This is a genomic window from Gluconacetobacter brunescens, assembly GCF_048695475.1.
Taxonomy (GTDB): Bacteria; Pseudomonadota; Alphaproteobacteria; order Acetobacterales; family Acetobacteraceae; genus Gluconacetobacter.
Genome location: NZ_JBLHEN010000001.1, coordinates 1,097,667 through 1,109,519, shown reverse-complemented (window position 1 = coordinate 1,109,519; position 11,853 = coordinate 1,097,667). Strand labels below are relative to the sequence as shown.

Genomic DNA, 11,853 nt, shown 5'->3' with positions numbered 1-11,853 from the left:
TTGGAGTGTCGGTGTTGATGAAGAGGGTAGCGGCGGTTCGGATTGTTCGGGTCTGTTCGGTGGTGACCGGCCTGGTGGCCTGCGGTGTTTCGTGGACCGCCCGGGCTGGAGCGCCCGACACCGTGCCGTCGATAGAGATCGATGCGTCGGGTGCCGGGACGCCGTTCCGGCACAGTTGGGAGCAGGCATTCGGTTCGGACCGCGCCGACATGGTGCTGACGGAGAGCTATCTGCGGAATGCGGACCGGACGCGGGAGGCGACCGGCTTTCGGTATGTGCGGTTCCACGGCATCTTCGACGACACGATGGCCATCATGGCGCCGGATGGTGCCGGCCATATGCATTACAATTTCCGCAAGGTCGATGCCGTGTATGATGGCCTGCTGGCGCATCATATCCGGCCGCTGGTCGAGCTTTCGTTCATGCCGAGCGCCATCGGCAGCGACCCCCTGCGCCGCGATGGCGGGCTGGAGCCGCTGGTCCATGGGAAGGCGGATGACGTGGCCAGGCCCATTACGGATTATAGCGGCGGGACGCTGTGGTATCGGGCCAATGTGACCTATCCGGCGCGTATGGCGGACTGGAACGCGCTGATCCGCGCCTTCGTCACGCATCTGGAACAGCGTTATGGCGCCGGGGAAGTTCGGCAATGGCCTTTCGAGGTCTGGAATGAGCCTGACCAGGCGACGTGGGTGGCGCAGCCCCGGATGGCGACCTATTTCGCGCTTTATGACAATACCGCCCGTACCATCAAGGCGGTCGATCCGGCGCTGCGGGTCGGTGGGCCCGCGACGGGGGCGATCCACTGGGTTGGGGATTTCGTCGATCATGTGATGCGGGAGCATGTGCCGGTCGATTTCGTCTCGACGCATATTTATGCCAATGACCCGCCCGATCTGCTCCGGTTGCCGAAATCGCCGGCCAATACAGGGAATACCGTGTGCGATGCGACGCGGACGGCGCGTCAGGTGATCGATCGGTCGGGGCATCGGGACCTGCCGCTGTATATCACCGAATTCGGGGCGGATTGGGATATTCATAATGGCAGTGCGGATCGTCCGTGGATCGCGCCGTGGATTGCGCAGACGGTCCATGATTGTGACGGGCTGGCGCCGATCATGTCCTACTGGACGTTCTCGGACGATTTCGAGGAGCAGGGGGTGATCGCCAACGAGTTGCCGGGTGCGTATGGCCTGCTGACGACCCATGGCATTGCCAAGCCGGCGTTCAATGCCTTTGCGCTGCTGCATCGTCTGGGAGAGCGGCGGTTGCCGGCTGGGTCGGCCGGTGACGATGTGCTGGCGACCCGGCGGGACGATGGGACGATTGCGGTTGCGCTGTGGAACCGCGATCGGGACCGGGCCCGGGAGCAGCATCTGGCCTTCAGGGGCGTGGGGTCGGTCAGAGGGGCGACGGTGATCGTGATCGATCGCAGCCATGGCACGCCTGCCGCGTTGTTCGAAGCCATGGGGCGGCCGGTCTCGCCCACGGCCCGGCAGGCCGACGCATTGATTGCCGCTGCCCGGTTGCCCGCGCCGCAGCCGGTGGCGTGTGCGGAGGGGAGCCGGTGTGATGTCAGGCTTCCGCCCGAAAGTCTGGCTTTGTTGCTTGTGCCGGGACCGTCGAAGTGAAGCGGTGGCGACGGATGGAGAGAATTCTTCTGCCCGTCAATCGAGACAGGCATATTGGACGTTCCATACGAACACGATTGCCCTGAGCTTCTCGGCAAGTCTCAGGGCAGCCATGTCTTCGAGGCCCGTTTGGTGGATAACCAGTTTCATGCTGTCGGACGGAGCGTGTTCCATGACCATGTGGTCTGGCAGAAGGTCTCGCTGGGCGAACAGGGCAAGGACGCGCAGGACTGTCTGGATTTCGGCGGCTCCCGTGACGATGAAGTGATGGACGGGCCGGGATGGGGAGCCATTCGGGTCGACATGCATCAATTGGCTTCCTGAAACTGATCTTTCAGGCCACCGATAGCGCGTTCGATGCCTTCGTTGGCCGACCTGTCTTGCTGGGGGTCAGTTCTCGCGCCGCAGGGTGACGCCTCGCGCGCGTGGCGAAATTCCCCAGGCGGTTTGATGGTCTTGCGCGAAAAGGAGCCATTTCGGCGTTTGCAGCGCGTCGGATGTGGGCACCGCATGCCACCAGCCGGCACCATGTGACTGGAGCCTGTGCATGGAGCGCCCCCACTGTGCATGGTCGACCACCATTACGGCATGATCGCCTTCCTCGTGGATCGTCACGTGTGCGTCCCATGATGCAAGGCGATAGCGGCCGGCGATCATGGACGGCGATTGCGGGGCTTTCGGCAAGTGGCGCATGACCGTCTTGTGGCCGAATTCATTCACCACGATCGCATCCGGAGCGTCGGGGGAGGGAGGCTGGATAGATGTACCAAACAGGAACGGATGGTAGATATGACCGCTCTGATTCCACAATGCCGGCACTTTCATGCTGGTCAGATCGATCAGCAGGACGCCATCCTCTTCGACGATCGACACCGGATGATCGATCCCTTCGGGAAAGAAGAGGCCGGAGAATGATTTGCCGGGCGCGCATGCCTCCATGGGATCGAGCCCTTCGATGCAGGTGTCGATGATGGCCCTGGTCAGGGTTGGTGCCAGTGGAGCGCCCGAATAATTGAACGTGATGAAAATATCCAGGCCCAGGTCCGGCAGCCTGGCCATGTCGCACCCCCCGCCGATCACGCCCCCGGCGTGTGAAATAACCCTGACCCCCCGATAGGTCTCGTTAAAGAGCCCCAGGCCATAATGTGTATCCACGCCGTTCGGAAGAACTGTCGCTGCCTGCATCGCCTGCCAGGTCGAAGCGGAGCCCACGACGGGGGCACTCATGTGACGCAGCCAGCGCAACATGTCATCCACCGTTGCGATGATGCCCCCTTCGCCCGCGATTTCCGATCGGAAACCCGGCGATCGGACAAAATGTCCCATTCCGTCCGGCAGATGTTGTGTCGCGACATTCGACGCATATACATGGTCCCGGCGGCGTAATTCGGTATCGAGCATGCCGGCCGGTTCGAATATTCTCTTTCTCAGGACGTCTTCCAGCTTCTCTCCGCTCAGCTTTTCGATGACGGCGGTCAGCAGCACGTAGGCGCTGTTGTTGTAGCTCCAGCTCTCGCCCGTTTTGAATTGCAGCGTGTTGACCTGTGCCGTCAGCTTGGCCAGGTCGCTGCTCGCCAGGACATTGCCGAAATTCGGCAGATATTGCATGACGACTTCGAAGGCATCCAGCGCACCGCCGGTATGCGACATCAGGGCCCGCATCGGAATATCGGCGACAGGGGACGAGAGTTCGGACAGATATCGACCGATTGGCGTATCCAGTTCGGCCCGGCCGTCCTCGACGAGCAACATGAAGGCGAGGCAGGCGAAGTGCTTCGATGTCGAGCCGATTCGGGTGCGAATTGATGGGGTCATGGACACCGGAAGTTCGGTGGTCGCCAGTCCGAACCCGCGCCGATAGACCGGTTCGCCATGCAATGCGATGCCGACCGCGCAACCTGGATGATCTGTCTGATCGAATGCCTGGAACAGCGTGTCGATCCGGCCTGGATCAATGGTGATGCGATAAGATCCGCCTTGTGTCGTCACACTCGCCTCCGATGGTACGTCCGATTGGGGTCGAAACGATCTCGGTTATCTCCATACCCCTCGTTCGCCATGCCTGCAACACAACTTTATCCTGAGAAAGATCTATTTTTCGTTGAGCGCGGTAAGCGCAGGTTGTTCTATTCATTTGATAACAAATTGATATATATAGAAAAATAATAAAAAAATCCGTCAAATCGCTGATCATTGCCAACTTGCAATGGTAAAAAAATTAGCCTAACCAGGATAACTGTATCTCAAAGCGGGATTGTGTCATCATGCAGAACGCCCTCCCATTGCCGTCTCCTGTTAGAAGTCGTCGCCACAGGCTCCTGGTCTGCGCTGCGACGATCGCGGTGATCGGTCCTGGCATTTGCTTTGCGGCGGCGCCGCAAAGTCCGGTCGCGAAAGTCAGGAAACCTGTCAGCCCGATTACGGGCAAGGCGCCGGATACGAAAGCTGCTTCGCAGGCAGCCACCAAGCCCGGCAAGATGAAGGAGGCGACGGAGGAAATTACCGTCGTGGCACAAAAGACGGGCAGATCGTCGCTGATGACGACACCAATGTCCATCAGCGTGGTGACCGCGGCCGATCTCAAGCGTCTGGCTGCTACCCAGTTCAGCGATTTTGCCGATACGGTTCCTGGATTGCACTACACGACGCAAGGGGCCGGACGGGCGACCGTCAATATCCGTGGTGTGACCACCGGAACCGATATTACGCCCACCGTGGGATTCTATATAGATGACGTGCCGTATGGTTCCAGCACGGCGTGGGCGAATGCGTCCTCTCTTGCGCTGGATGCCGGGCTGTTTGATCTTTCGCAGATCGAAGTGCTGCGGGGCCCGCAGGGTACGCTCTACGGCGCCAGCACGATGGGCGGACTGATCGATTATCATACCAGCGACCCCAGCCTGACGGACGTCAAAGGTACGATACGGAGCGGCGTTTCCACGACGCAAGGCGCGCTGGGCTATAACGGTGGCACCAGCATCAACATCCCGATATGGCGTGATAAGCTGGCGTTTCGCCTGAGCGATTATTACTATCATAATCCTGGATGGGTGAATGATGCCCATATGGGCCGGCAGGATGTCAACCAGGCCGACACATTCGGCCTGCGCGGCGAACTTCTGTTCAAGCCCACTGAAAATTTCGATATGCGCCTTTCGACATACGGTCAGAATATCGAGCAGAACGGAACACCGTATGTCGATATGACTCTTCCACAGGTCGGGAATGCCAACCTTCCCCTTTTTGGTTCCATGAACCAGTATGATTACGTCAAGGAGCCTTTTTCAAATCATTTCCGGATCTATTCGGGAACGATTCATTACCGGACCCCTTACGTCAATATCACCAGCATATCCAGCTGGCAGACGATTCGAACAAAAAGCGTTGCGGACGAATCGCTTTTCTATGTTCCTCTTCTGAAGTCGGTCGGTCTGGATCGAGAGGCGGAAAGTTTTCTGAAGCGTACGAATGTCAAGAAGGTTACCGAGGAACTTCGTTTGTCTTCAACGGGACACCATCCGCTGGAATGGTTGGTTGGTGGCTTCTTTACGAAAGAAGACGTAAGCAATTATCAGTATATCTATGGCTATAGCGATGTTGCGACGGATACCAAAGTGACTGATTTATCCGCCAGCGTTCCAACCAGCTATCTGGAACTGGCGGCATTCGGCAACCTGACTTATCATGTCACGCCCAAGCTCGATCTGATGGGGGGGATACGGTATTCCTACAATCAGCAGAGTTTTACGCTGAGAGAAGGCGGCACGCTGGGAGGCGAACAGTCGCTTCCTGTCGATACCCATCAAGGGGTCGTGCTGTATATGGGAAATATTCGATATCGGTTCAACAGCCAGATGATGGCCTATGGCCGGATTGCGAGTGGTTACCGCCCTGGTGGACCGAATTCGGTTTTTGCCGATCCGGTTACGCATGAGACGACGGGTACGCCTTCATTCAGTGCCGACCGCCTGACCAGCTATGAAGTCGGTTACAAGGGAGCGTTCCTCAATCGCAGGATCCTGGTCGATACGACGGGATATTTCATCTATTGGCGGAATATCCAGAGTGTTCTTTATTCCAGTGGCGTCAGCTATATTGGCAATGGTGGATCGGCCCGGATTTTCGGCCTGGAAGGCACCATAACCTTCAATCCGATCGACGGGCTGCGAATTATCGACAGCATCAACCTCAACCAGTCGCAATTGGCAACCAGTGCGCTGTCCAGTCTCGGCGGATATGCGGGGGATCAGTTGCCGAATTCACCGAGATTTACGAATTCTCTTATTGTGGATTACAGATTCCCTGTCTTTAAATATACGGGCGATATCGGTGCCACGATCAACTATATCGGGCCGCGTGTGGCGGGGTTCAATTATCAGCCCGGTGCGGAGCAATATCGCATGGGTGACTACACGACGCTCGGCCTGAATGGCGGTATCACGTTCGGAAAATGGGACATGCAGATCTATCTGCACAATCTGAACAATTCACATGGCATTGTCGGGGCCCAGACCTCTTTGGGGTATGGTCAGATCGCGATGCTGCAGCCCCGTACCGCGGGATTCAATCTCAGCGCCGCGTTCTGATCCGGAAAATGGGGCCGCATCCGCTGCGGCCTCGTTGGATGCTGTGCCGGATCGGGATGGCCGTGCGCATGAGCAGACCGTAAAGGCGATGTATAACAGCAGCGGTGACGCCGTGGGATGAAGACGCGCCCTCTAGTTCGCGGTGATAGGCTGCGCGGGGCCGAAATGCGCATGCTGCGTGTTGCCTCCGGCCGTGACGGCGGTGCATGACGGCGGCAACTTGGATGCGATCCGCGTGGGCGGCGGGATGTCCAGCGCGGCGAGACCGGGTTTATTCTTTCGGTGTCGCAGGCCGGGTAGGCAGTGCGATCGTCGAAGCACGGTACCGATCTGCCGCTTGCGCGCTGCAAAACACAAAACAGATGCGCTGAACCCGTTGATCGAGGGGCTGTCGGGTTGGCAGTATGATGCTGTGACGGACAGGTAGCCCGCCGATCGGCAATGCGCCATCGAAAGGACCTGGCGTCGTCGATCGCGGACGGCGCGCTTCGATTGTTATGAAAATGATCCGGTTTCTGCCATGAGGTCGGTTCTGGCCTGGTGGTGCGATCCGGGACAGATCCGACCTCATGGAGGGGGCTTTGCCCCTCTCTTCTGTCAGGTGTCCTGCGGGCGCCGCGAGCGTGTCGCCATGAGTGTCAGGATGAGGGAGGCGATCAGCACGCAAGCAAACCTGGATACTCCCACCGCCCAGTTGAGCGCGGCGTCGCCTGGCAGGTGCGAACTGACGGCGACGACGAGGCTGGGCATGATCCCCATTGAAACCAGGATCGAAAGGCCGTTGATCATGCCGTAACCGGCACCGGCATGTCGGGATCCGATGATATCGAGTATCAAGCGGTATCCATAAAGTTGCGAAACCGTGTAAAGTACCATATCGAGTCCGTAGAGGCCGAGCGCCAGCGCGAATGGATGGGCGAAGGTCGTCAGCGACGTGACCAGATCGAGGATATAGCAAGCCAGCATTGCGAGGACGGCACCCGTGTTGCCGTAGCGTGCGAACGTCCTGTCGCAGAGCGCGCCGCCGATCAGAACCCCCAGAATGCTGCTGATCAGCAGGACCGAGCCGAGTGCGCCACTGACGGTTTCGACCGATAGCTGCGCCGTCTTGGCAAGAAGGGGAACGCTCCAGATCTGCTGCTCGATTTCGGCGGCCGAAAACAGCGTGAACGCGGTGACAACGGGCAGTAATACGCGCCTGAATTGCAAGAGATCCTGGAAGGTCGACCGCAGGCGGGGAAGAAATCTGCCTCGTTTCGCCGGCGTCTTGCGCGGCTCGACAAGGCGCAGCAGGGGAAGGGTCAGGAGTAGCATTGCGGCCGCGGCAACGATGTGCTCGATCCGCCATGCTTCCATCGTGGCGGGGAAGACGTGCCGCCACGCGCTATGGTCGATCACTGGCAGCAAATTGGCACCAAGATCCATGCCGATCGTGTTCGACACGATTTGTCCGATGAAGACGGCTGCCAGCGCCCGTCCCCGCCACGGTACGGGTGCGAGGTCGGCAATATAGGGCATGACAACCGCGCATGCCCCAGCATAGCCGACGCCAACCAGGAAGCGGGCGCACAGCAGGCTGACGAAGCCAGGAGCCAGTCCGGTCAGAACGACGCCGGCTATGCAGGTCGTCACGAACAGGCGCATCATGTAATGACGCGCCACACTGTCGGACATGATACCGAAGACGACCAGCAGGACGGCTTCCGGCAGGCCGATTGCCAGCCCCTGCAACAGGGCGACCTGCTGATTGCTGAGGGCCATCGAGTGCTGAATAAAGGGCTGCAAGGGGAAGAACGCTTCGCGCGCCAGGGTGACCAGCGAAATTCCCAGCACGACGAGTGCCATCTGGACAAGATGGGCGCCTTTCGGCCGGGTATCAATCGCAGGCGCGCTTATCATACCCTCCGGCACGGCATGCTCCGGCATGGTCATTCGTTACTCCATCATTCTGGATTGGGTGGATGAAGCGCGTCGCACGCTGTCTCTGCCGGCCGCCAAGGGGTTCCGTCACCAGTCCTTGACGAGTTACCATTATAGGATAGGATTATCCTGTAAAGGATAATCTGTTCGATTTGATAAAGAAACGGACAGACGGTGCCGGGGTGCCCGATGGCATGACAGCCGGCGACCGGCTGGGAGCATGTTCCATCCCCTGTATTCTCGCAACTTCAAGGATTCGTCTCTCGATGTCGAATTTTCAGGATCGTCGTGTCGATGATATTCTCGAACAGGCCGTTTGCTGGGACAATCATGTGTGCCTGCCGCTGGAGGCGAATGATGATACTCTTCCGCAACTCGAGCGGTTTCGGGCTGCGGGTTTCACCGCCGTTACCGTTAATATCGGATACAGTGAGGCACCTGGCGGCGATCACGGCCTGATTGCCCGTCATTTTACCCGCTGGATCCATGAAAACGGCGATCGCTTCATGCTGTTGCGGCATGCGACGGACCTTTCGGTCGCCAAGCGGACGGGGCGGTTGGCCGTGGCCTTTGACATTGAGGGGGTGGCAGCCCTGGAAGGCGATTTGGCGCGTATCCAGGATTTCTATGACCTGGGTGTCCGATGGATGTTGCTGGCTTACAATACGCGCAGCCAGGCGGGATGCGGATGCCATGTCGACGATGACGGCCTTACTGATTTCGGCAGGGCCGTCATCCGGGAAATGGAACGGGTCGGCATGGTCGTCTGCTGTAGCCATGCGGGAGCGCGGACGGCACGCGATATCCTCGATTACGCCTGTCGTCCAGTGCTGTTCTCGCATTCCAATCCGCGTGCGTTGTGCGATCATCCGCGGAACATCGACGATACCCTGATCGATGCATGTGCAAAGACTGGCGGTATCGTTGGGATCAATGGTGTCAGCCTGTTTCTCGGTACGCAGGATGTGAGTGCGACCGCGATCGTCCGGGCGATCGATCATGTTGCCGGGCGGGTCGGCGTGGAACATGTTGCCCTGGGACTGGATTATCCGTTCATGACCGATACGTCCGATCTTCAGGATATTATCGCGGCAAATCCGGAAGCATTCCCGCCGGCCCTGGGCTATGGAGGAACGATGACGTTCGCCCCGCCGGAGATTCTGCCTCGGATTGTCGACAGCCTGTGTGACCTATCCTATTCTGATGCGGATATTCTCAAGATTCTCGGGGGTAACCTTGCACGACTGGCGGCAAGCCTCTGGCGCTGAAGCCGGGGATGGTGTGCCGGTGCATAAATCCTGTGCAAAAGGCGATATGCGCCCAAAGGGGCTGCGGCTATCATGGTGCGGCCTAATGAATGAGAGCGCGACAGGATGACCGACCATCAACCGACACTTGGAAAGGCGCTTCGCCGCATTCGCGACGAGCGAGGCTGGACCCTGAAGGAGATGAGCCGCCAGAGCGGTATTCCATTCTCGACCCTGGCCAAAGTCGAGCATGACCGCCTGAGCCTGTCATACGACAAGATTATGGAAGCCTGCCGTAGACTGAATATGAGCATGGCGGATCTGCTGATCGATACGCAGAAGGCTTCGCCGCCCGTCATGACGGGACGCCGCAGCATCGGTCGGTTGGACAATGCGCTGCGTATCCGGACAAAGAATTACGATTATTATTATCTCTGCCCGGATCTGCGCCATAAGCATATGCTTCCTATTTTTAGCCGCATTCAGGCAAAGACGCTGGAAGATTTCGGCCCCCTTGTCCGCCATCCCGGGGAAGAATGTATCTATGTCGTCAAGGGGCGGGTCACCATTCATACCGATGTCTACGCGCCGCTGACGCTTGAGACCGGTGAAATGCTGTATCTCGATGCCAATATGGGGCATGCGTATATTCTTGGCCCAGACTGTGACGAGGCCGAGATCATCGGCGTTTGTTATGAGGCCGGAGAGAATGTTCTGAGCACCTTTGTGCAGGATCATGCGGTGCCTAGCGGCGAAGCGGAACCGACACCGAATACCGCGCTGCCCGGTCAGGACCTCGACGGGGTGCCGAAACGCACGGGCCGGCGCCCGCGCCGGCTGACCGGAGCACGCTGAAAGCATATTCGATGACGCGACCGTGACCCGTCACATCCATCGTTCCGCACGATAGGGAGCGGGATCGATAAATGGTTTTTCATCATTCATCATTTCCGCAAGAAGGCGGCCGGTCACGGGGCCCAGCGTGAAACCCTGATGCGCATGGCCGAAATTCAGCCACATCCCTTTTTCGCCAGGTGCTTGTCCCACGACGGGCAGCATATCCGGCATGCATGGACGGCTGCCCATCCAGAAGCCTTCGTCCAGCGGTTCTTCCAGTCCGATAAGATCGTTGACGCCACGCCATGCGGCTTCCAACTGGCGACTGTCGGGCGGCGCATCCCGCCGGGCGAATTCCGCCCCTGTCGTGATCCTTACCGACCCGTCGCCAGGAAGAATCATGGTCCCTGCGGCCTGATGCAGCAACGGCATCGTCGGAGGCCGCGTGCAGCGGTACCATTTATGATAACCTCTTTTGACAAAAAGAGGAAAACGAAATTTTAGATTCCGCAGGAGATCGCCCGACCAGGGGCCCAGCGCGATGACGACCTGTTCCGCCTCGATATTGCCGTGGGTTGTTCGCACCGACCATCCTGCCCCGGAGCGGGTCAGTGTCCGGGCATCACCGACAAGTCGCCTTGTTCCCTCGGGATCGAACAGGGCTGCATAGCGATCGACCAGAGTGCCCGGATGCGTCACGAACCATGGGTCACCCCAGACAATCGCGCCCGGCACGTCTTTTCTGAGTGCCGGTTCCGCGTTCCGCACCATTTCCGGAGTTTCCACGTTCATGGTCAGCCCGTATTGCTGCGCCATACGGTGGGCATCGGCGATGTCTCGTGCGACAGCCCTGGTATTGCCATGTAAAAGGCAACGCCATCCGCCATGTCGAACGAGGTCCGAACTATGCGATTCTGCGACCAGGGGGGCGTGTTCTGTCAAACAATGTTGAATCAAAGCGGAAAATGCGACGCAGACATCCGGATAACGGCTTGCTGTCGACATTGATGCATAACGCAGAAGGGGGCGCCAGAGAGCCGGCAGTGCCGTGATGTCGTAGCGGGCGGCGGGCGAGCGCCCGAACGCGATCCGTGCCAGTTCACCCAGGTTCAGGGGAAACCGGTATGGCTCACAGGCCTCGCGCTGGATCAATCCGGCGTTGCCGAATGATGTCTGTCGACAGGTCGTGTCCCTATCGACCAGGAAGACATCGAAGCCGCGGCGAGAAAGGTGCAGGGCCGTGCTTGTGCCGACCATGCCTGCACCCAGAATGATGACAGATTTCCCCATGATTCCTCGTGCCGGGTGGGGTGGCATGCCGGGAAGAGGCGCCATTTATATCCCATGTGGGATACTATGATCTATGTAGGATCATGTGGCAACACGCACATGCATCGAAACGGCGCATTGACGTGGACATTCTGTCGTGTATGGGGGCTGCATATATTTTCGGATTGAACCGGCGGACGCGGAATGGCTTTCTGTCATCCGAGCTTCTGACCGGATGTCTTCAGGCGTGCATGCAAGTAACGATCACCGGGTGAGTCGCCACGTCATTTGTGTGATTTGCCTTCGGCTTCAATAACAGCCAGAAAGAAATGCTGGCCGGAGGTGTATTGCCAGCTTCGGGCG

The 11,853-nt window shown here is 58.7% G+C and carries 8 protein-coding genes; 4 read left to right on the top strand and 4 right to left on the bottom strand.

The features are described 5' to 3' along the window. The first annotated feature begins 17 nt into the window (after nucleotides 1-17). Nucleotides 18-1,631, top strand: coding sequence for a GH39 family glycosyl hydrolase (locus ACMAUO_RS04855; protein ID WP_420355841.1), 1,614 nt, complete (start codon nucleotides 18-20; stop codon nucleotides 1,629-1,631). Between the two features lie 36 nt (nucleotides 1,632-1,667). On the opposite strand, the gene ACMAUO_RS20925 is transcribed toward ACMAUO_RS04855, so the two are convergent. Both ACMAUO_RS20925 and ACMAUO_RS04845 read right to left on the bottom strand, forming a co-directional pair. Next, the gene (locus ACMAUO_RS20925) at nucleotides 1,668-1,940 is read right to left on the bottom strand and encodes an ACT-like domain-containing protein (RefSeq protein ID WP_500862072.1); all 273 of its coding nucleotides are present in this window, start codon (nucleotides 1,938-1,940) and stop codon (nucleotides 1,668-1,670) included. Between the two features lie 81 nt (nucleotides 1,941-2,021). Further along, the gene (locus tag ACMAUO_RS04845; protein WP_420355839.1) at nucleotides 2,022-3,620 is read right to left on the bottom strand and encodes a serine hydrolase domain-containing protein; all 1,599 of its coding nucleotides are present in this window, start codon (nucleotides 3,618-3,620) and stop codon (nucleotides 2,022-2,024) included. 275 nt (nucleotides 3,621-3,895) lie between these two features. Between ACMAUO_RS04845 and ACMAUO_RS04840 the strand changes: the two genes are divergently transcribed. Beyond that, nucleotides 3,896-6,217 (top strand): TonB-dependent receptor, encoded by a 2,322-nt coding sequence (locus ACMAUO_RS04840; protein WP_420355838.1) that lies wholly within the window; start codon nucleotides 3,896-3,898, stop codon nucleotides 6,215-6,217. A gap of 597 nt (nucleotides 6,218-6,814) precedes the next feature. On the opposite strand, the gene ACMAUO_RS04835 is transcribed toward ACMAUO_RS04840, so the two are convergent. Then, the gene (locus ACMAUO_RS04835) at nucleotides 6,815-8,149 is read right to left on the bottom strand and encodes an MFS transporter (protein ID WP_420355837.1); all 1,335 of its coding nucleotides are present in this window, start codon (nucleotides 8,147-8,149) and stop codon (nucleotides 6,815-6,817) included. 182 nt (nucleotides 8,150-8,331) lie between these two features. On the opposite strand from ACMAUO_RS04835, the gene ACMAUO_RS04830 reads away from it, so the two are divergent. Next, entirely contained in the window at nucleotides 8,332-9,405 is a 1,074-nt protein-coding gene (locus tag ACMAUO_RS04830) for a dipeptidase (protein ID WP_420355836.1), read from the top strand. Nucleotides 9,406-9,510: 105 nt separating this feature from the next. Then, nucleotides 9,511-10,239, top strand: a complete 729-nt coding sequence (locus ACMAUO_RS04825) for a helix-turn-helix domain-containing protein (RefSeq protein WP_420355835.1) — start codon at nucleotides 9,511-9,513, stop codon at nucleotides 10,237-10,239. Nucleotides 10,240-10,269: 30 nt separating this feature from the next. On the opposite strand, the gene ACMAUO_RS04820 is transcribed toward ACMAUO_RS04825, so the two are convergent. After that, on the bottom strand, nucleotides 10,270-11,556 hold the full coding sequence (locus ACMAUO_RS04820; protein WP_420355834.1) for an NAD(P)/FAD-dependent oxidoreductase: 1,287 nt from the start codon (nucleotides 11,554-11,556) through the stop codon (nucleotides 10,270-10,272). Between the last annotated feature and the right edge of the window lie 297 nt (nucleotides 11,557-11,853).